The sequence below is a fragment of the Nocardiopsis sp. CA-288880 genome (assembly GCF_050955985.1).
Lineage (GTDB): Bacteria > Actinomycetota > Actinomycetes > Streptosporangiales > Streptosporangiaceae > Nocardiopsis > Nocardiopsis tropica.
The window spans coordinates 633,788-654,389 of sequence record NZ_CP192105.1 but is presented as its reverse complement, the minus strand read 5'-3'; the positions used below and the strand labels follow the sequence as shown (position 1 = coordinate 654,389).

Below are 20,602 nucleotides of genomic sequence, written 5' to 3'. Positions count from 1 at the left end.
GCCCGTCCCGGAAAAATGAGTGGACCCGGCCCGGTTCTCTGGTTACAGTCCGAGAACTGTGCGCGTACTTCCTCAGCCTCCGGGCATTCCCGACCACCGTTCGGCCAACCGCTTCCTGCTGTGGCTCGCCCGATCGGAGTGGCGCCCGCTCGCGTGGGCGGGGGGCGTGGACAGCGTCTACAGGCTCTGCGGCGTCCTCATGTCCGCGGCGGTCGGCGCCACCCTGGACTCCGGCGTGGTCGAGGGCGACCCGCGGTCGCTCCTGGTCTGGTTCGGCGTCCTCACCGGGCTGACCCTGCTGAGCACGGCCCTGGTGCCGGTCGGCGTCCGGGCGATGGCGTTCAACTGGTACGCGTCCGCGTACCGCACCGTGCAGGTCGTCATCGAGCGGTCGGTCGCCCTGGGCCCCACCCTCACCCGGCGGCTCCCGTCCGGCGAGGTGGTCGCGGTCGGCACGGACGACATCGACCGGGTCGGCGACTTCTACGAGAACTCCGCGCTCGTCCCCGCCTCGGTGGTGACGATCGGCGCGGTGAGCGTCCTCATGCTGTCGTCGCACCTCACGTTCGGCCTGATCGTGCTCGTCGCGGTGCCGGTCATGGTGGTCGGCATGGTGCCGCTGCTGCGCCCGTTCTCCCGGCGCCAGGAGCACCACCGCACCAGGCAGGCCGAGCTGACCACCCGGGCCACCGACCTGGTCGCCGGACTGCGGGTCCTGCGGGGCGTGGGCGGGGAGCGCACCGTCGGCGACCGCTACCGCGAGGAGTCCCAGCGCGTGCGCGCCGCCGGAGTGCGGGTGGGGTGGATGGACGCCGCCCTCCAGGCCGTCCGCGAGCTGTATCCGGGCCTGCTGCTGGTGGGCATCGTCTGGTACGGCGCCCGGCTGGCCCTCGCCGGGGACATCACCGTGGGCCAGCTCGTCGCGTTCTACGGGTACACGGGCAACCTGGCGGTGGCGGTGCGGCACCTGATGCACGCCTCCTCCCTGTTCATCTCCGCCCGGGTGGCGGCGGACCACGTGGTCCGCGTGCTCTCCTTGGAGCACGACCACCCCGACCCCGAGCACCCCGCCGATCCCCCGGCCGCCCCGTGCGACCTGCGCGACCCCGCCAGCGGGGTCGTGGTGGCCGCCGGGCGCACCACCGGCGTGGTGTGCTCCGACGCGGCCGGGGCGACCGCCCTGGCCGAGCGCCTGGGCCGGTACCGCGAGGCCGAGGGGGACGGCGCGGACGCCCTGCTCGTCGAAGCGGCGACCGGCCGCGAGGTGCGCCTGCGCGACCTGCCGCTGCGCGACGTGCGCCGCCGCGTGCTGGTCGCGTCCAACAGCGCCCACCTGTTCTCCGGGCGGCTGCGCGAGGAGCTGTCCCCGGACGAGGGGCTGTCCGACGACCGCCTGGCGGCGGTGGTCCGGGCCGCGTACGCCGACGACGTCGTACGGCAGTCCCCGGCGGGGTTCGACGCGCTCCTCACCGAGCGCGGCCGCGAGTACTCCGGCGGCCAGCAGCAGCGCCTCCGGCTGGCGAGGGCGTTCGGCCTGGACCCCGAGATCCTGGTCCTGGTCGAACCCGCCTCCGCCGTGGACGCCCACTCCGAGGCGGCCATCGGCGCGCGGCTGGCCGCCGAGCGGAAGGGGCGCACCACCGCCCTGCTCACCACCAGCCCCCTCCTGCTCGACCACACCGACCACGTGCTGTTCGTGGACGGCGGGCGCGTCGTCGCCGAGGGGTCCCACCGGGACCTGCTCGCGAGCGCCCCCGGCTACGCCGACACCGTCCTGCGCACCGTCTCCACGAGTGGGAAGCCATGACCCGGACCGCCGAACACGCCCTCCCCCACGCCGACGACCCCGGGATCCCGATGCAGCCGGAGGCCGCCGCCCTGCCCGTGGCGCCCGTGTCCATGGTCTGGACACGGCTCCGCCGGGCCGGTCGCGACCACGGCGGGCGGCTGCTCGCCGTCGTGGTCCTGTACGGGATGGCGGCGCTGGCCGCGCTCGTCGCCCCGTGGGTGCTCGGCACGGTCATCGACGCGGTCCGCGGCGGGGCCGACCCCGGCCGGATCGACCTGCTGGCCGTGGTGATCGTCGTCGGCCTGCTGCTCCACGCCGGGTTCACGCTCGTGTCGGTGGCGCAGTCGATCCGCTTCGGTGAGGGGGTGCTGGCCGAGCTGCGCGAGGAGTTCGTGCGCGCGGTCCTGCGCCTGCCGCTCGGAACGGTGGAGAGCGCCGGGACCGGCGACCTGGTGGCCAGGTCGGGCCGCGACATCGGGCACCTGAGCCACACGGTGCGCCACTCGGTGCCGGTGATGGCCGTGAGCACCGTGACGGTGGCCGTCATCGTCACCGCGATCAGCCTGCTGCACCCCGCGCTGCTCCTGGCCTGGGCGCCGTCCCTGCTGATCATCTGGGTGTCCACCCGCTGGTACGCCCGCCGCGCCCCGGACGGCTACATCCAGGAGCTGGCGACCTACTCCGACCTGACGCAGAGCGTCACGGACACCGTGGAGGGGGCGCACACCCTGGAGGCGCTGGGACGCCAGCTCCGCCAGACCGCGCGGGCCGAGGCCAGGATCCGCCGCGCCTACCGGGCCGAGCGGTACACGCTGTGGCTGCAGTGCGTGTGGTACCCGCCGCTGGAGTTCGCGTACCTGTTCGCGACCGCGTGCACGTTCCTGGTGGCGGGGTTCCTGCACGCCAACGGCATGCTGACCGTCGGCCAGATCGCCACGGCCGTGTTCCTGTCCGTGCAGATGACCCGGCCCGTGGAACAGCTGGTGGACCAGGTGGACAGCCTGATGATGGGGTTCACGAGCCTGCGCCGCCTGCTGGGGGTGCGGCTCGCCGAGGAGCGTCCCGGGGCGGCCGAGGCGGACGCCGACCACGTGCACGGGACGGTGGAGGTGCGCGGCGCGCGGTTCGGCTACACCGACACGGAGGTCCTGCACGGGGTGGACCTGGTCCTGCGCCCCGGTGAGCGGCTGGCGGTGGTCGGGCCGAGCGGCGCGGGCAAGTCGACCCTCGGCAAGCTGATCGCGGGCGTGCACGGGCCGACCTCCGGGAGCGTGCGCGTCGGCGGGGTGGACATGGCGGGGCTGTCACCGGAGCTGCGGCGCGAGCGGGCGATCCTGCTGAGCCAGGAGAGCCACGTGTTCCGGGGCACCGTGGCCGAGAACCTGGCGCTGGCCCTGGACGCCGCCGAGGTGGACCGGGACCGGCTGTGGTCGGCCCTGGCCGCCGTGGACGCCGACGCCTGGGTCCGGTCGCTGCCGGACGGGCTGGACACGCGGGTGGGGTCGGGCGACCTCGCGCTGGACCCGGCCCACGTGCAGCAGCTCGCGCTGGCCCGGGTGGTGCTGGCCGACCCGGAGGTGCTGGTGCTGGACGAGGCGACGTCGCTGATGGACCCGGGTTCGGCCCGCCACCTGGAGAGGTCCCTGGCCGGTGTGCTGTCGGGGCGGACCGTGGTGGCGATCGCGCACCGGCTCCACACGGCGCACGACGCCGACCGGATCGCCGTGGTGGAGGACGGCCGCGTCAGCGAGCTGGGCAGCCACGACGAGCTGCTGGCGCGCGGGGGCTCGTACGCCGACCTGTGGCGCGCCTGGCACGGGGCTGTCTGAGCGCGCACACGCGGCTACAGCCGTCCGGGGCCCGTCCGAGCCCCGGTCGGAGCCCCGTTCCGGGCCCGTGCCGACGCCCGGCGGCCCCCGCGCCGGCAGTCACCGGAGGCGCCGGCCCCGGGAACAGCGAAACCGGGCGGCCCCGAAGGGCCGCCCGGTCGTCGCGGGCGAGGTCGCGTACCGGACCCCTGAACTCCAGGAGGTCCTAGAAGTCCATGCCGCCCATGCCACCGGTCGGGTCGCCGGCGGGAGCCGACGCCTTCTCCGGCTTCTCGGCGATGACGGCCTCGGTGGTCAGGAACAGACCGGCGATGGAGGCCGCGTTCTGGAGGGCGGAGCGGGTGACCTTGGTCGGGTCGATGACGCCGTCCTTGAACAGGTCGGTGTACTCACCGGTGGCGGCGTTGAGGCCGAAACCGGGCTCCAGGTTGCGGACCTTCTCCGCCACGACGCCGCCCTCGAGGCCGGCGTTGATGGCGATCTGCTTCAGCGGCTCCGCGATGGCGCGACGCACGATGTCGGCGCCGATCGCCTCGTCGCCCTCGAGGTCGAGCTTGGCGAACGCCGGGACGCTGGCCTGCAGCAGCGCGACGCCACCGCCGGGCAGGATGCCCTCCTCGACCGCGGCCTTGGCGTTGCGGACGGCGTCCTCGATGCGGTGCTTGCGCTCCTTGAGCTCCACCTCGGTCGCGGCGCCGGCCTTGATGACGGCCACGCCGCCGGCCAGGCGGGCGAGACGCTCCTGGAGCTTCTCGCGGTCGTAGTCGGAGTCGGTGCGCTCGATCTCGTTGCGGATCTCGTTCACGCGACCGGCGATCGCGGTGGCGTCACCGGCGCCGTCCACGATGGTGGTCTCGTCCTTGGTGACGACGACCTTGCGGGCACGGCCGAGCATGTCGAGCTCGGTGTTCTCCAGCTTGAGGCCGACCTCCTCGGTGATGACCTGGCCGCCGGTCAGCACGGCGATGTCGCCGAGCTGGGCCTTGCGGCGGTCACCGAAGCCCGGGGCCTTGACGGCGACGGACTTGAAGGTGCCGCGGATCTTGTTGACGATCAGCGTCTGGAGGGCGCCGCCCTCCAGGTCCTCGGCGATGACGACGAGCGGACGACCGGCCTGGAGGACCTTCTCGACGACCGGCAGGAACTCGTTGTTGTTCGAGATCTTGGAGTTGACGATGAGGATGTAGGGGTCCTCGAGGACCGTCTCCATGCGCTCGAGGTCGGTGGCGAAGTAGGGCGAGATGTAGCCCTTGTCGAAGCGCATGCCCTCGGCGAGCTCCAGCTCGAGCCCGAAGGTCTGCCCCTCCTCGACGGTGATGACGCCTTCCTTGCCGACCTTGTCCATCGCCTCGGCGATGGTCTCGCCGATCTGCGTGTCGCCGGCGGAGATCGAGGCGGTGGAGGCGATCTGCTCCTTGGTCTCGATGTCCTTGGAGAGGTTGCCGAGCTCCTCGTTGATGCGGGAGACGGCGGCCTCGATGCCGCGCTTGAGGCTGATCGGGTTGGCGCCGGCGGCGACGTTGCGCAGCCCCTCGCGGACGAGGGCCTGGGCGAGCACGGTGGCGGTGGTGGTGCCGTCACCCGCGACGTCGTCGGTCTTCTTGGCGACCTCCTTGACCAGCTCGGCCCCGATCTTCTCCCAGGGGTCCTCGAGCTCGATCTCCTTGGCGATGGAGACACCGTCGTTGGTGATCGTGGGGGCGCCCCACTTCTTCTCCAGAACGACGTTGCGGCCCTTCGGGCCGAGCGTGACCTTGACGGCGTCCGCGAGCTGGTTCATGCCGCGCTCGAGGCCGCGACGGGCCTCCTCGTCGAACGCGATCAGTTTGGCTGCCATTGGATTCTTGTCCTCCCGTGACCGGGCTGATACGCGATGGGACGAGGCATGCGCCCGCGACGGACGACCGGAGCGCTCCGACAACCCTGCTGTCGGGAACCGCGGTCTCGCAGCCTCGATCCGGTTAGCACTCAAGGAAGGCGAGTGCTAACCAGGTCCCTTTTTAGCACTCGGCCATGGAGAGTGCAAACGATGTGGTCACGATTTCCCCTCCCCTCCTACCAGCATCTACCTGCACATACACCCCGTGATGAGCGGATTTCCGCGCTCAGCGGACAGGCTCCGACACCCTCCGTGCCTGCGCGAACGGCCTCCGCCGGACCGGGGCCCGGCGGAGGCCGACGGGTTCAGGAGCCGAGCCTGCGCATCGCCCGCGAGCCGAACCCCAGCGCCGCGACCGCCAGCGCGACCGCGACCGCCCAGCCGATCCCGACCGACAGGCCCCAGTCGCCCGCGAACAGGGCGCGCTCGGCGTCCACGACGTAGGCCACCGGGTTGATCCGGGACAGGCCGTACAGCCAGGACGGCGCCAGCTCCATCGGCAGCAGCACGCCGGACAGCAGCATGAGCGGCATGATCACCGTCTGGAGCACCGGCGCGAACACGTACGTCTGCTTCACCGCCAGGGCCGTCAGGTACGACAGGGTGGACAGCCCGATCCCCAGGACGGCGAGCAGGAGCAGTCCGACCACCGCGCCCGCCACGGAGATCCGGAACCCGAACGGGATCACCAGCACGATGATGAGCACCATCTGCGCCATCATCGTCGCCACGTCCCGCAGCACCCGCCCGAGCAGCAGCGACACCCGGCTCGCCGGGGTGGCCAGCATCCGCTCGTGCGCGCCGGAGGCCATCTCGGGCAGCAGCCCGAACCCGGCGAACCCGGCGGTGAACAGGGCGAGCATGACCAGCAGTCCGGGCACGAACCACTGCCAGGGGTTCTCGCCCTCGGCCCCCGCCAGCCCGGTGAGCAGGGGCGCGAACAGCACCAGGTAGAGCACCGGCTGGAGCATCCCGAAGCCCAGGAGCAGCGGCCGGTGCAGCAGCGGGCGCATCTGGCGGACGAACACGGTCCAGGTGTCGCGCGCCACGCCCGGTCCGCGCGCCGGGGCCGGCCCGGCGGTCCGCGTGGTTCCACTCACGCTCATGCCTCCTCCTCGCGCAGGCTGCGCCCGGTCAGGGTCAGGAACACGTCGTCGAGGGTCGGCCGCTGCACCCGCACGGAGAGCAGCGGGACCCCGGCCGCGTCCAGGGTGCGCAGCAGTTCGGGCAGGACTCCGTCGCCGCGCTCCACCCGGAAGCGCACCTCCGGGTCCCGGCCCGGGACCGCGGCCACCTCGGCGGCCCCGGCGGAGGGCACGCGTTCGGCGATCCGCGCCCCCGTGCGGGCCTCCTCCTCGGACCGGACGGAGAAGGTGACCAGGTCGCCGGAGACCTTGCCCTTGAGCTCGTCGGCGGTGCCGTCGGCGATGACGCGGCCGTGGTCGATGACCAGGACCCTCCCGGCCGCGTCGTCGGCCTCGTCGAGGTAGTGGGTGGTGAGCACGACGGTGGTGCCGAGCCGGTCGCGCAGCCGGGCGACGTGCTCCCACAGGTTGGCGCGGCTGTGCGGGTCGAGCCCGGTGGAGGGCTCGTCCAGGAAGAGCAGGCCGGGCTCGTGGACGAGCCCCATGGCGATGTCGAGCCTGCGGCGCTGGCCGCCCGAGAGCTTGCCCGCCTCCCGGTCGGAGGCGCCCCCCAGGTCGAGCATGTCGAGCAGGTCGTCGGCGCGGCGGCGCGCGGTGCGGCGGTCGAGCCCGTACAGGAGCCCCTGCGTGCGCAGCTCCTCCCCGACCCGCTGGTCGCCGCCGGACCCGTTCCCCTGTCCGACGAACCCGATCCTGCGGCGCACCTCGGCGGGCTCGGTGCGGATGTCGCGTCCGGCGACCGTCGCGGTCCCCGCGGTGGGCTCCAGCAGCGTGGTGAGCATGCGCAGCGTGGTCGACTTCCCGGCCCCGTTGGGCCCGAGGAGCGCGACGATCTCGCCCTCCCCGACGTCGATGTCGACGCCGCGCACGGCCTCGACGACGTCCTTGCCGACCCGGAACGTCCGGGTCAGCTGGTGCGTGTGGATCATTCCGCCTCCTTATTCAAACTTGAATATGACGCCCGGGCCGCCCCGCCGCAAGCGAATATTCAAACTTGAACAAGGGGATCGGGGATCGGCCCTGGTCGGGGCCCGCAGAAACGTCGACGGCGTGCGCGGGGAGCGCGAGGGGGAGGCGGGCGTGTGCCGCCGGACGGGACGACGCGCTGCCCCGCGGGCGCACGCGGCCGGGACGCGACACGGGACGGGGATGCGGCACGGGGGCGGGTGCGGGGGAAGCTCGCCGGGGAGGAGTGCGGCTCGGGAGCCGGCGCCGTCCCGCGGGCGCACGCCGTGCCGGGACCCGGGGACCGTGCGGACGGGAGGGGACACGGCACGGGCCGGGCGCGCGGGCCGGGCGGGCGCACGCGGCCGTGGGCCGGGCGGGCGCCGGGCGCACGCGGCCGGGAACCGGGCGGGCTCCGTGAACCGGGCGCCGGAGGTCAGGCGTCGTCGCGTACCGGCGGCAGCCCGAAGGCGCGGGGGCTGTCGTCGGCCATCGTGTACTTCCCGGCCTCCAGCGAGGCGATCAGCTGACGGGTCCACTCGGCGCCGGCGTCCGTGGTGAGCCGCCACAGCGTGAACAGCTCGCGCACGTGCGGCGGCTTGCCCCACTCGGCGTCCGTGGCCCGGGCCGCGTCGCCCAGCCCCGGGGACGCCGCTTCCAGGGCGGCGAGCCGCTCCTCGAGCAGCCCGACCGCCTCCGCGCGCGGCAGCGAGGTCATCAGGGTGATCCCGGCGCACAGCAGGCCGTGGTCGTCTCCGGCGTGGCGCAGGGCCTCGCCCATCAGCCGGCGGAGCTCGGCCTCCCCCTCGTCGGTGAGCGCGTAGGAGGTGCGGCCCACCTCCTCGTCGCCGGGGGCGACGAACTCCCGCAGCCTGCCCTCGGAGGTGAGCTTGTTCAGCGCGTGGTAGATGGAGCCCCACTTGACGTTGGCCCAGTCCTTGGCGCCCCAGGACATGAGCTCGCGGCCCACCCGGTACCCGTGGGTCCCCCCGTGGATCCGCACCGCTCCCAGCACCAGCAGCCTCGTCGCCGACATCGCCGTCCCCACTCGTCTCCACCGGCCCCCAGAATACGAGGCCGGACGGGCGCGGCCCCCGTGCCCACCGCGCCTCCCGCCCCGGCGGGCGGACCGGGCGCCGGGGCGGAGGGACGCCGCGAGGGGGCGGCCCGGCCCGCCGCGACGCGCGGGGGCGGGGCCGCCCCCTCGCGGGCGGCGGCGGGCGGCGCCGTGACGGCGCGCGGCGAGCGGTCAGCAGCCCCCGGCGACGGCCGGGATGATGGAGACCTTGGCGCCGTCGGCGATCTCGGTCTGGAGGCCCTTCTCGAAGCGCACGTCCTCGTCTCCGACGTACACGTTGACGAAGCGGCGCACCTTGCCGCTGTCGTCGAGGATGCGGGCGCGGATGCCCGGGTAGTTGGCCTCCAGGTCGTCCAAGAGCTCGGCGAGGGTGCTGCCCTTCGCCTCGACCTCGGAGGCGTCGTCGGTGTAGGTGCGCAGGATGGTGGGGACGCGGACGCTGGCGCTCATGGCGGTGTTCTTCCTTCTGCTGTGGGTCGGCGGGCCGTCGCACGGCCCCGCCGGGACGGACTGTGCTTGCGGAGCGGCGGTCAGACGAGGCCCGCGTCGGCGAACGCGCTCAGGGACGGCTTGATCGTGGCCGTCACGCCGGCGTCCACCGCGTTGAGGGTCTTGAGCCCGTCCCCGGTGTTGAGCACCACGGTCCGCGCCTTCGGGTCGAGCCGGCCCTCGCGCACCAGCTTGCGGAGCACGCCCGTGGTGACGCCGCCCGCCGTCTCGGCGAAGACGCCCTCGGTGCGGGCGAGGAGCTTGATGGCGTCGACGATCTCGTCGTCGCCCACGTGCTCCACGGAGCCGCCCGTGCGCTGGGCGATGTCGAGCACGTACGGCCCGTCCGCCGGGTTGCCGATCGCCAGCGACTTGGCGATGGTGTCGGGCTTGACCGGCTGGATGACGTCGATGCCCTTCTCCCAGGCCTGCGCGACCGGGGAGCAGCCCGTGGCCTGGGCGCCGAAGATCCGGTACGGGCGGTCCTCGACCAGGCCGAGCTTGATCAGCTCCTGGAAGCCCTTGTCGATCTTGGTGAGCTGGGAGCCGGAGGCGATCGGGACGACGATCTGCTCCGGCAGCTGCCAGCCGAGCTGCTCGGCGATCTCGTAGGCCAGCGTCTTGGAGCCCTCGCCGTAGTAGGGGCGCAGGTTGACGTTGACGAACCCCCAGCCCTCGCCGGCCGGGTCGCCGATCAGCTCGGAGCAGAAGCGGTTGACGTCGTCGTAGTTGCCGTCGATGGCGACGACCTTGCCCCCGTAGACGGCGGCCATGACGACCTTGGCCTCCTCCAGCCCCGCGGGGATGAACACGCAGGAGTCGAACCCGGCGCGCGCGGCGGCGGCGCCGACCGCGCCGGCCAGGTTGCCCGTGGAGGAGCAGGACAGGGTGGTGAAGCCGAAGGTGCGCGCCGCCTCGACCGCGATGGCGACCACGCGGTCCTTGAAGGAGTGCGTGGGGTTGCCGGAGTCGTCCTTGACGTACAGGGAGTCGATGCCCAGCTCGGCGGCGAGGCGGTCGGCCTTCACCAGCGGGGTCAGGCCGGGGGCCATGTTGGGCAGCTCGGCCACGTTGTCCGGGACCGGGAGGAGGGAGCGGTAGCGCCAGATGCTGTTGGGGCCGCTCTCGATGTCGGCGCGGGTGACGTCCCCGAACTCGTAGGCCACCTCGAGGGGGCCGAAGCAGAACTCGCAGGCGAACTTGGGAGTGAGCTCGTAGCGCCGACCGCATTCGCGACAGGAGAGCGCGGTTCCGGGGCCGAAGGCGCGGACGGAGGTGGGTTCGGCGGCAGTGATCGCCATGGCGAGGCGTCTCCCCTCATCTTCCCTGGCGGACACCTTGTCCCCAGGCCGGAGTTGGCACCTGCCCCAGCCGCCTCACGGGTTCGTGAGTAGTGCGCGCTGGGATGGTTGCCGGGGCTTCGCAGGGCCGGTCCCTCCACCCCTCTGGATGAGCAATATGAAGTTGTGGGCGGTCCTGTCGGATCCGCACGGTCACTGTAACGGACTCGTCGGCCGGTTTTCCACGGCTGGTGATCCGGGTAACACGAACCCGCTCACATGCTGAGACGTCGCCGGTCGGCGCGCCGGGGGCGCACGCGCCCTGTTTCGGGAGCGTGACGCGCGGCACCGTCGGCCCCCGAGGGGTTTGGGGCGGCTGTCGACCGGCGAGACATAGGGTGCGATCCGCTTCCGCGACGGCCGCGCCCGACCGCCCAGGCGGCGGCGACGGCCCATCCGCACCTTCGAGAGGACGACCACGTGGACAAGGCCCAGATCCTCATCGCCTCCAACCGGGGACCGGTGTCCTTCTCCACCGCCGACGACGGTTCTCTGGAACAGCGTCGGGGCGGGGGCGGGCTCGTGTCCGGCATGATCTCCGTCGCCACGGAGATCGACAGCCTCTGGGTGTGCGCCGCCCTGTCCGACGCCGACAGGCGTGCGGCGGAGGAGGCGCCCGGGGCCCGGCTGGACCGCGCGCACGACCTCGGCGGCATGCGGGTCCACATGCTGGACATCCCCGAGCGGACCTTCCAGGGCGCCTACACCGGGGTCGCCAACTCGACCCTGTGGTTCGTGCAGCACATGCTGTACGACATCCCGAACAAGCCGTCGTTCGGCTCGGACTTCCGGCGGCGGTGGGACGACTACACCGCCTACAACAACGCGTTCGCCGAGGCCCTGGTCACCGGCGCCGCGGACGGCGCCCGCGTGGCCGTGCAGGACTACCACCTGGCGCTGGTGCCGCGCATCCTGCGCACCCGCCGCCCCGACCTGCGCATCGCGCACTTCTCGCACACGCCGTGGGCGCCGCCGGAGTACTTCCGGATGCTGCCCGGGCACGTCGCCCGCGAGCTGCTGGAGGGCATGCTCGGCGCGGACCGGCTCGGATTCCTGAGCCCCCGCTGGGCGGACGCGTTCCTGCGCTGCTGCGCGGAGATCCTGCGCGCGGAGGTGGACTTCGCCCGGCGCACCGTGGAGTACGGCGGCCGGCTGGTCGGGGTGGGCGTGCACGCGCTCGGCGCGGACGAGGAGGGGCTGCGCGCGAGCGCCGCCGAGCCGGCCGTGGCCGAGCGCCGCGCGACCCTGCGGGAGGCCGTCGGCGACACCCGGCTCATCGTGCGGGTGGACCGCACCGAGCTGTCCAAGAACATCGTGCGCGGGCTGGAGGCGTACCGGGAGCTGCTGACCTCCCACCCGGAGTGGCGGGGCCGGGTGACGCACCTGGCGTTCGCCTACCCGAGCCGCGGGGACGTGCCCGAGTACCGCGAGTACACGGACGCGGTGCTGCGGACCGCCAAGGAGATCAACGAGGAGTTCGCGACCCCCGAGTGGACGCCGCTGGTGCTGGAGGTCAACGACGACTACCCGCGTTCGCTGGCGTCGTTCCAGATGGCCGACGTCCTGCTGGTCAACCCGACCCGGGACGGCATGAACCTGGTGGCCAAGGAGGGGCCGGTGCTGTCGGAGCACGACGCGGTGCTGGTGCTCTCGCGCGAGGCCGGCGCCGCCGACGAGCTGGGGCGGCACGCCCTGCTGGTCAACCCCTACGACACGCTGGAGACCGCGGAGGCGCTGCACCGCGCCCTGTCGATGCCCGAGGACGAGCGCCGCAAGCGCCGGGAGGGGCTGGCGGAGGCCGCCGTGGCCCTGCCGCCGCGCCGGTGGTTCCAGGACCAGCTGCGGTCCCTGGACTGACACGGTCGGTCCGTGCCACGGGCCACCGCCCGGAGTCCCGTCGGCAGCGGCCCCGCTCGAGCCGCTCGGCATCCGCGGGAGCGCCCGGGGGCGGTGGACGCGTCCCGGCGGCCCCGGGCCGGACCGCGCGGGCCCCCGGGGGCCCGGACGCCCGACGGGGCCCGCTGAGCGCCTCCGCCCCGGCCGGGGCCCGTCGTCGGGGCCCGGGGCCCTGCCTGGGCCCGGCCTGGGCCCTGCGGTCTGCCGGGGCCCCGCGGTCTGCCGGAGGGGGTCGGCGGGGCGCCCCGCACGGGTTCGCGCCCCGCGCCGCGCGGATCAGTCGCCCGGGGACGCCGTCCGCCGCGCCCGCGCCTCGTCGAGGAGCTGCTCCACGACGGCGGTCTTGGCGTCGGAGTAGTCCTGGATGCGCTCCCAGGTGCGCTCGGCCAGCTCGCGTTTGACCGCGGTGTAGCGTTCGCGCGCCCCGGCGTCGGCGATGAGGTGGTCCCGGAAGAGGCGCATCCGCTCCACCTCCTCGCAGCCCTCCCCGAACACGTGCAGGTTGAGGTTGATGTCCGGCCCCTTGAGGACCCGGTGCTCGTACCAGTCGGGCTCCCTGATCACCACGGAGTAGCCGGCGGCCAGCAGGTCGGGAAGGTAGGACGGCTCGTCGGCGGGGTCGGCGACGACCAGCAGCAGGTCGACGCACGGCTTCGCGGCCATGCCCGGGACCGCGGTCGATCCGACGTGCTCGAAGAGGAGCACGCGGTCGCCGAGGGCTGCGCGGACCTTCTCCGACTCGCGTTTGAACAGGTAGGGCCACTTGGCGTCGTACTGGGAGATGTGGACGCGGCCGTTGACGAGGTTGCGGGAGTCGGGGGAGGCGACCGGCGGAGCACCTCGTGAGGGCAACGGCGATGCTTCGAGGGGAGACATTCTCCAAAGCCTTGTCCCCCCGGGAGCCCGCGTCAAGAGCGTCCGAGCGTGCTTACATATGCACGCGCAGACGTCACATCACGGGCTGTGGGCCGGGTGTGACGAGCCGCGACGCTTCCCGCCCCGGAGGGCCGGAAAGGCCTTCCGGAAGGGCTCCGCGGGGCCCGCGCGCGGCCCCGGGGCCCGGCTCCGGCGCGGCCCTTCCACGCGCCGCCCGGCGGGGGCGGCGGACGGGGGAGGCGTCCACCGGGCGGTCCCCTCCGGCGCGGGGCGCGTCGCACGGCACAGGGGCGCGTCACGCGCGAACGGCGCCCGCGCACACCGGCGCCCGCCCCCGGACGGGGGCGGGCGCGGCGGGCGTCGGCCCGGATCAGTCGCCGCGCGTCTTGCGGCGGCGGCCGCCCCTCGGCTTGCGGCGGCTCGCGGGACCGGCCTCGGCGGCCCGCTCGGCGGCGATCTGCTCGTCCTCCTCGCGGCGCTCGGCCTCCACCCCGTAGGGGTCGGCCGTGCTGCGGCGGATCCAGACGACCAGCAGGACGATCCCGAGGACCACGACGGCGCCGACGGTGACGAACCACGCCCAGACGGGCACGCCCCCGGACTCCTCCCCCTCGTTCACGAGCTCCTCGTCGATGAGGGGGATGTCCTGCGCGATCCCGGCCGCCTGCGTCTGCGCGCTGGGCAGGTGCAGGGCGGGCAGTCCTCCGGGCCCCTGCTGGGCGCCCTCGACCAGGGCCTCGCGGACCTGTTCGGGGCGCAGCTGCGGGAAGTCCGCGCGCAGGAGCGCGGCGGCGCCGGCCGCCATGGCGGCGGCGTACGGGGTACCGGTCACCTGGACCTGCCCCATGTCGGGTCCGGCGGTCTCCAGGTCGGCCCCGGGGGCCGTCAGTCCGATGCCCGCGGCCTCCGGCGAGCCCGGGATGAGCTCGCCGCTCTCGGCGGTGCCGGCGACCGTGAGGACGTTCGCGTCGTCACGGCCCCCCGCCGGGCCCACGACCAGGGCGCCGTTGCGGACCGCGTCCTGGGTGGCGCCGGTCAGGTCCACCGACCCGTCGGTCTCCGGGAGCAGGATGACCTGGGCGCCCTCCTCCGAGGCGAAGCGGATGGCGGCGGGCAGCTCGTTCCCGGTGGGCAGCACCAGGAGCTCGGAGGCGGGCGACACCCCCAGCACGCCGCCGTCGGCGTCCATGCCGTGGCCGTGCCCCGCGACCAGGGCGGCGGCGCCGCTGCCCTCGTCCCGGTCGCCGTCCTCCCCGAACTGCGTGTCGACCGTGACGTTGTCCACCAGGTCGGGGTGGTCCTCGTAGACGGCGATCCCGGGCAGCGCCACGGTGATGCCCTGGCCCTGGGTCTCCTCCCAGAGCTCCCGGGCCCCGATCGCCTGGAGGCCCCACTGCTCCGGGCTCAGGTCCGGTTGGCCGTCGGCCGCGGCGGGGACCGCCGTCAGGCCGAGGACGGTGACGGCCGCGCAGGCCGCGGCGGTCCCACCAAGAACATGGCGTGTGTGTGTCCTGTCACGACTGTTGCCCCCGAGCACGTCTGGCTCCCTCGAACGATGCGGTCGACGTTCCACGCGGCCCTCCCCGGACCTCCCCAATCCTGTCATGGGCACAGGATTCAGGCGTGTACAAGTGACCCCGGGGGTAGAGAACGTAACTGTATCCCTGCTGCCAGTCCTGTGTTTTCGGGTCCGCATACGGCATGTCGAGTCGCTAGCATGAGTCGCGCCGATCCGGACAAACCAATTTCCCGTCCAGGGGGTGTCCCATGCCGAATATCGGTCCGACCGGAGACGGTCAGTCGGCCCTCGCCGAACGCGAACAGCGCATCCTCGCCTTCGAACGCCAGTGGTGGAAGTTCGAGGGCTCCAAGGAGCAGGCGATCCGTGACGAGTTCGGGTTCTCCGCGACCCGTTACTACCAACTGCTGAACGGGCTGGTGGAACGCCCCGAGGCCCTGGCGTTCGACCCGATGACGGTCAAGCGCCTGCGCCGGCTGCGCGCCGACCGCCGCCGGCAGCGCAACGCACGCCAGCTGGGCATCCAGCTCTGAGCCCCTTCCGCCTTCTCTTTTCGGTCACGTGAACGCACCACCCGCTCGGGGCGACGACCTCACCCCGCGGACGGCGTTCTCCACCGGACCCCTCGGGCGTGTCGCACCGGCCGATCCCGGCGCGCCGCCCCTCCCCGGTCGGGGATGCCGACCGCCGCAGGGGACCACCCCGCCAAGGCCGGGACCCCCGTCCCCGCGGCCCCGGTCCGGACGGAGCGCACGGGCGCTCCGGCGCTCCACCCGCCCTGATCCGCCCGCCCCGCCCCCGTGCGCGGCCCCACCGGAAAGGCCCTCCATGACCCTGCCCCGACCGAGCACGGACGCCGGACGCGCCGCGCTCGACGCCCTCGTCACCGTCCCCGGACGCGCCCTGGCCGCCTTCGACTTCGACGGCACGCTCTCACCGATCGTGGACGACCCGCGCGAGTCCGCGCCCTACCCGGGGATCGTGGACACGCTCGCCGACCTGGCCGGGCTGATCGGCTCGGTCGCGATCATCACCGGGCGGCCCGCCGCCGCGGCGGTCGCCATGGGCGGGCTGGAGCGGGTCCCCGGCATCACCGTGCTCGGCCACTACGGCGCCGAGCGCTGGGAGGGCGGAGAGGTCCTGGCCGCCGACCCGCCGCCCGGCGTGGCCCTCGTCCGGGAGGAGCTTCCCGGCCTGCTCGCGCGGACGGGCGCGCCGGAGGGCACCTGGATCGAGGACAAGGGCCGGTCGTTGAGCGTGCACACGCGGCGCACCGCCGACCCCGACGGCGCGCTCGCCCTGGTCGCCCCCGCCCTGGCGGAGCTGGCCGAGCGGGCGGACCTCCGGCTGGAGCCGGGCCGGATGGTGGTCGAGCTCCGTCCACAGGGTGTGGACAAGGGCGCGACGCTCACCGCGCTGGTCGAGGAGACCGGCGCGGGCACGGTGCTCTACGCCGGGGACGACCTCGGCGACCTGCCCGCCTTCGGGGCCGTGGCCGCCCTGCGCGGGACGGGCCTGCCCGGTCTGACCGTGTGCTCCTCCTCGGACGAGGTGGCCGCGGTGGCCGAGGCCGCCGACCTGGTCGTGCCCGGCCCCGCCGGACTGGCGGAACTGCTCGGGGAGCTCACGGCGGCGATCCGTGGGCCTGGGGCGTGAGCGCCGAGCGCGCCGCCGAGCGCAGGTCCCCCAGCCCGACCCGGTCGCGCCCGTAGTGCACGGCGTTGGTGAGCACGCCCACGTACCGGCCGCTCTCCGGGTGCAGGAACAGGCTCGTCCCCGTGAACCCGTTGTGGTGGACCACCCCCTCGGGGGTGATCAGCCAGCCGAGCCCGCGCCACAGGCGCTGGCCGGCGTCGACGTGCGGCTGCCAGCTCTCCCGCACGAACGGCGAGGGCACGGGGCCGGACCCGCCCCCGTGGAGCCGCAGCACCTCCCGGGCGTACGCGCCCAGGTCGATGGCGGTCGAGAACACGCCCGCGTGCCCCGCCACGCCGCCCATCAGCGCCGCCGCCTCGTCGTGCACCACGCCCCAGGCGGGCGCGGCGCCCGGCAGGCGGCGCTCGGTCGGCGCCACTGCCGGTGACCGCGCCAGCGGCCCGTAGCCGGTCGAGCGCATCCCCAGCTCGTCCCACAGGTCGCCGGCGAGCCGGTCCAGGCCGGTGTCGTAGAGGCGTTCCAGGAGCAGGCCGAGCAGGATGAACCCCCGGTCGACGTAGCGGTACCCGGGCTCCTCCAGCGGATCGGCGAGGATGGCCTCGGCCAGGTCCTGGTCGGCTCCCACGTAGCGCTCCAGCCACGTCACCGGGTTGAGCCTGGCCGTGTGGGTCAGGATCTGGCGCGTGGTCACCGGGGCGCCCGGCAGCCCCTCCGCGTCCAGGTATTCGGACATGGGGGCGTCCAGGTCCAGCACCCCCTCGGCGACCGCCCGGCCGACCAGGGGCCAGGTCGCCATCACCTTCGTCAGGCTCGCCACGTCGTAGGCGACGTCCGGAGCGGTGTCGCTCTCGCCGTCGGTCCGCCCCACCGCGACGAACTCCCACATGCCGCCGGTGCCGATGACGGCGGCGCCGCCGGGCAGCCACCCGGCGTCCACCATCACCTTCAGGACGCCGCGGATCCGCGCCCCCGTCTCCGTGAGCCAGTCACCATCACGCACAACACGTCTCCCCCCGGTCTTCTCCCCCTCGGCGGATACCCCGTTATCCGGTCGTTGTCACACGGTCGCCCAAGGGGCACAGGACGAAACCCGTGCAGGTCAAGACCGTAATGCGGCCCCGTGTCCGCGAGGGCGCGGTCCGGGGCACGGGGCGCGTCCGGCCGCGGGACCGCGGAGTAGTGTGGCGCCGGAGAAGCCCCGAGGAGGACCATGAGCAGCCAGACCCCCGTACCCGCCGGATTCCGCGGCGTGGCCGGAAACATCGGGATCAAGGACCCGAAGGACGACTTCTTCGCGGTCGTGTCGGAGGTCCCCGCGAACGTGTCGGCCGTGTTCACCAGGTCCCGGTTCGCCGGGCCGAGCGTGCTGCTCAGCCGCAGGACGGCCGCGGACGGCCGGGCGCGCGGCGTCACCGTGATCGCCCGCAACGCGAACGTGGCCACCGGCCGGGTCGGCGACGACCACGCCCGCGAGCTGCAGGAGGGCGTGGCCCGCGCCGCCGGGGTGGCCCCGGAGGACATCCTGGTCGCGTCGACCGGCGTGATCGGGCGCCCCTACCCGATGGAGAAGGTGCGCGCCCACCTGGAGGGGCTGCCCGCGGAGTTCCCCCCGGCGGACCTGGACCGCGCGGCGGGCGCGATGATGACCACCGACACCCACCCCAAGGCCGCCTCCGCCCGGGTGGGCGGCGCCACCGTCACGGGCATCGCCAAGGGCGTCGGCATGATCGAGCCGAACATGGCGACCATGCTGGCCTGGTTCTTCACGGACGCCGAGCTGGAGCAGCCGGTGCTCGACGCGGTGTTCCGCCGGGTGGTGGACCGGACGTTCAACGCGCTGAGCATCGACACCGACACCTCGACCAGCGACTCGGCGGCGGTGTTCGCGAACGGGCTGGCGGGCCCGGTGGACACCGCCGCCTTCGAGGCCGCCCTGTACGAGGTGGCCCTGAAGCTGGTGCGCATGATCGCCTCGGACGGCGAGGGCGCGGGCAAGCTCCTGGAGGTGCGCGTCACCGGTGCGCGCGACGACGCGCAGGCCAAGGTCGTCGCCAAGGCCGTCGTGAACTCGCCCCTGGTCAAGACCGCCGTGCACGGCGCCGACCCGAACTGGGGCCGGGTGGCGATGGCCGTCGGCAAGTGCGAGGAGGAGACCGACATCCTGCCGGAGAACGTGCGGATCGTCTTCGGCGACGTGGAGACCTACCCCGCCGAGCCCTCGGACGAGGTCCTGGAGCGCGCCTCGCAGCACATGAAGGGCGACGAGGTCCTGATCGGCGTCGACCTGGGGATCGGCGGCGGGGAGTTCACCGCCTACGGCTGCGACCTGACCGAGGGCTACATCCGGATCAACGCCGACTACACCACCTGAGCCGGCGGGGCCGGGCGGGGACCGCCGTCCCGGCCCGGCCCGCGCGGGACGGGCGCGGCGGGGCCGAGGCCCCGCCGGGCGGGCTCAGATGTGCACGGCCGGACCGTCGGTCATCCGCCCCGAGCGCATGAGGAGCGACAGCGCCGCCGCCGCCAGCATGACCGCCGCGGCGATGGTGAAGGCCAGGTGCAGGCCGTCCATGAAGGCGAGGTTGCTGGCCTGGGTGACGGCGGCGGCGACCTCGGGGGAGGCCCCCTCCGGCAGGACCGCGCCGCCCTGGGCCACGACGCTCTGCATGTCGACGAGGTCGTCCGCGGAGGGCTCGGCGAGCCCCGCGCCCGCGAAGTGGCCGGGCAGGGTGGAGACGATGGTCGCCGACATGACCGCGCCGAGCACCGCGGTGCCGAGGGAGCCGCCGAGCTGCATGGCGGCCTGCTGCACCGCCGAGGCGACCCCCGCCAGGCGCACGGGCGCGTTGCCGATGATCGCGGCGGTGGCGCCGGTCATGATCAGGCTCAGTCCCGTGCCGAGCAGGACGAAGGCGGCCGACATGAAGACCACGCCGGTGTCGGTCTCCAGCCGGGACAGCATGAACATGCCCGCCGAGGCCAGCAGCAGGCCGACCGTCGTGGGCGGACGGGCTCCGACCCGGTCCAGGACCCGTCCGGCGATGGGCGAGGTGACCGCCATGAGCGCGGTCATGGAGATGAGCTGGAGCCCGGTCCGGGCGGGGCTCATGCCCTGGATGCCCTGGAGGTAGAAGGTGATGAAGAACAGCGACCCCATCAGGCTCAGCGCCATGGCCACCGTGAGGAGCGTTCCGATGGAGACCGAGGGGTTGGCGAACAGCGCGAGGGGCAGGAGCGGCTGTTCCGGTCTGCGCTCCCAGAGCAGGAAGGCGCCGCCGAAGAGGACCGCGGCGGCGAGCGAGGCCAGCGTGACCGGGTGGCCCCAGCCCGCGGCGGGCGCCTCGACGAGGGCCCAGACCAGGGCGAAGATGGCGACGCTGATCAGCACGATGCCCGGGACGTCCATGCGGCTGCCGGGGTCGGTCGCGCGGTTGGCGGCGAGCAGCCACAGGCCGAGGCCCAGGGCGGCGGCGCCGACCGGGACGTTGATGTAGAAGACGGCCTCCCAGCCGAGGGCGTCCACGAGGACGCCGCCGAGGATCGGGCCGCCGGCCGTGGCCGCCCCGATGAGGCTGCCGAAGACGCCGAAGGCCCGGCCCAGCTTGCTGGGCGGGAACCCGGAGCGCAGCAGCCCCATCGCCGAGGGCAGGAGCAGGGCTCCGAAAACCCCTTGCAGGACGCGGAAGGCGATGAGCATGGCGACACCCGCGGACAGCGCGATCGCCACCGAGCTGAGCACGAAGCCGACCACGCCCACCAGGTAGGTGTTGCGGTGGCCGAACCGGTCCCCGATCTTGCCCGCGGTGATCAGGAAGACCGCCAGTCCGAGCAGGTAGCCGTGGGTCACCCACTGGAGCTCGGCGAGCGAGGCCCCCAGGCTCGCGCCGATGGCGGGGTTGGCGACGGCCACGATGGTGCCGTCCAGCGCCACCATCATCACCCCGAAGGCGATGGCGACCAGGGTCGCCCAGGGGCTCTCCCGGAGCCGTCCCCGCGGAGCGGGCGGACCCGCGCCCTCCGCTCCCGTGGTCACCGGTTCCGTCGCCGCCGTCATGTGGCCCCCCGCTCGTCGTCCGCTTGCGAGCGTGATTATGACAGTGGCTGACAGATTACAGCAACTGCTTTTTGTCAGTGACTGACGTAATCTGGTTCACTGTTGTA

At 73.7% G+C, this 20,602-nt stretch carries 16 protein-coding genes and 1 riboswitch; of the genes, 6 read left to right on the top strand and 10 right to left on the bottom strand.

Annotated features, from left to right (window positions below; genetic code table 11):
• Positions 1–58 precede the first annotated feature (58 nt).
• Both ACQPYD_RS02975 and ACQPYD_RS02970 read left to right on the top strand, forming a co-directional pair.
• Entirely contained in the window at positions 59–1,807 is a 1,749-nt protein-coding gene (locus ACQPYD_RS02975; protein WP_433699668.1) for an ABC transporter ATP-binding protein, read from the top strand.
• Positions 1,804–3,618: an ABC transporter ATP-binding protein gene (locus ACQPYD_RS02970; RefSeq protein WP_433699667.1), complete on the top strand. Its 1,815-nt coding sequence runs from the start codon at positions 1,804–1,806 to the stop codon at positions 3,616–3,618. Before ACQPYD_RS02975 ends, ACQPYD_RS02970 begins: the two co-directional genes overlap by 4 nt.
• 205 nt (positions 3,619–3,823) lie before the next feature.
• Here the strand turns inward: ACQPYD_RS02970 and groL are convergent, their stop codons facing one another.
• The 6 genes from groL to thrC all read right to left on the bottom strand — a co-directional run bounded on the left by groL (position 3,824) and on the right by thrC (position 10,455).
• Positions 3,824–5,455 carry a chaperonin GroEL gene (gene groL, locus ACQPYD_RS02965; RefSeq protein WP_267947923.1) on the bottom strand — a complete coding sequence of 544 codons (1,632 nt, stop codon included), beginning with the start codon at positions 5,453–5,455 and terminating at the stop codon, positions 3,824–3,826.
• 347 nt (positions 5,456–5,802) lie between these two features.
• Positions 5,803–6,603, bottom strand: coding sequence for an ABC transporter permease (locus ACQPYD_RS02960; protein WP_433699666.1), 801 nt, complete (start codon positions 6,601–6,603; stop codon positions 5,803–5,805).
• Entirely contained in the window at positions 6,600–7,571 is a 972-nt protein-coding gene (locus ACQPYD_RS02955) for an ATP-binding cassette domain-containing protein (RefSeq protein ID WP_433699665.1), read from the bottom strand. The genes ACQPYD_RS02960 and ACQPYD_RS02955 overlap by 4 nt, the downstream gene beginning before the upstream one ends.
• Before the next feature lie 452 nt (positions 7,572–8,023).
• Positions 8,024–8,623: a PadR family transcriptional regulator gene (locus tag ACQPYD_RS02950; RefSeq protein ID WP_433699664.1), complete on the bottom strand. Its 600-nt coding sequence runs from the start codon at positions 8,621–8,623 to the stop codon at positions 8,024–8,026.
• Between the two features lie 213 nt (positions 8,624–8,836).
• A complete protein-coding gene (locus ACQPYD_RS02945) occupies positions 8,837–9,115 on the bottom strand; it encodes a ubiquitin-like small modifier protein 1 (RefSeq protein WP_433699663.1) in 279 nt (92 codons plus the stop codon).
• An 80-nt stretch (positions 9,116–9,195) separates the two neighbouring features.
• Positions 9,196–10,455 (bottom strand): threonine synthase, encoded by a 1,260-nt coding sequence (gene thrC, locus ACQPYD_RS02940; protein WP_433699662.1) that lies wholly within the window; start codon positions 10,453–10,455, stop codon positions 9,196–9,198.
• 13 nt (positions 10,456–10,468) lie between these two features.
• Positions 10,469–10,610: riboswitch (SAM riboswitch) on the bottom strand.
• A gap of 304 nt (positions 10,611–10,914) precedes the next feature.
• On the opposite strand from thrC, the gene ACQPYD_RS02935 reads away from it, so the two are divergent.
• Positions 10,915–12,351 (top strand): alpha,alpha-trehalose-phosphate synthase (UDP-forming), encoded by a 1,437-nt coding sequence (locus tag ACQPYD_RS02935; protein WP_433699661.1) that lies wholly within the window; start codon positions 10,915–10,917, stop codon positions 12,349–12,351.
• Between the two features lie 315 nt (positions 12,352–12,666).
• Here the strand turns inward: ACQPYD_RS02935 and ACQPYD_RS02930 are convergent, their stop codons facing one another.
• Together ACQPYD_RS02930 and ACQPYD_RS02925 are read right to left on the bottom strand one after the other, a co-directional pair.
• Entirely contained in the window at positions 12,667–13,266 is a 600-nt protein-coding gene (locus ACQPYD_RS02930) for a GrpB family protein (RefSeq protein ID WP_330160780.1), read from the bottom strand.
• 370 nt (positions 13,267–13,636) lie between these two features.
• Positions 13,637–14,803, bottom strand: coding sequence for a S8 family serine peptidase (locus ACQPYD_RS02925; RefSeq protein WP_433699660.1), 1,167 nt, complete (start codon positions 14,801–14,803; stop codon positions 13,637–13,639).
• Positions 14,804–15,033: 230 nt separating this feature from the next.
• Here ACQPYD_RS02925 and ACQPYD_RS02920 point away from each other — a divergent pair, with 230 nt between their 5' ends.
• Together ACQPYD_RS02920 and otsB are read left to right on the top strand one after the other, a co-directional pair.
• A complete protein-coding gene (locus tag ACQPYD_RS02920) occupies positions 15,034–15,318 on the top strand; it encodes a DUF3263 domain-containing protein (RefSeq protein ID WP_267947912.1) in 285 nt (94 codons plus the stop codon).
• 295 nt (positions 15,319–15,613) lie between these two features.
• Complete coding sequence (gene otsB, locus ACQPYD_RS02915; protein WP_433699659.1) at positions 15,614–16,441, top strand: trehalose-phosphatase; 828 nt, start codon at positions 15,614–15,616, stop codon at positions 16,439–16,441.
• On the opposite strand, the gene ACQPYD_RS02910 is transcribed toward otsB, so the two are convergent.
• Complete coding sequence (locus tag ACQPYD_RS02910) at positions 16,410–17,441, bottom strand: serine hydrolase domain-containing protein (RefSeq protein WP_433699658.1); 1,032 nt, start codon at positions 17,439–17,441, stop codon at positions 16,410–16,412. The genes otsB and ACQPYD_RS02910 overlap by 32 nt on opposite strands.
• 210 nt (positions 17,442–17,651) lie before the next feature.
• On the opposite strand from ACQPYD_RS02910, the gene argJ reads away from it, so the two are divergent.
• Positions 17,652–18,812, top strand: a complete 1,161-nt coding sequence (argJ, locus tag ACQPYD_RS02905; RefSeq protein WP_433699657.1) for a bifunctional glutamate N-acetyltransferase/amino-acid acetyltransferase ArgJ — start codon at positions 17,652–17,654, stop codon at positions 18,810–18,812.
• An 84-nt stretch (positions 18,813–18,896) separates the two neighbouring features.
• Here the strand turns inward: argJ and ACQPYD_RS02900 are convergent, their stop codons facing one another.
• The gene (locus tag ACQPYD_RS02900; RefSeq protein WP_433699656.1) at positions 18,897–20,495 is read right to left on the bottom strand and encodes an MFS transporter; all 1,599 of its coding nucleotides are present in this window, start codon (positions 20,493–20,495) and stop codon (positions 18,897–18,899) included.
• Positions 20,496–20,602 lie beyond the last annotated feature (107 nt).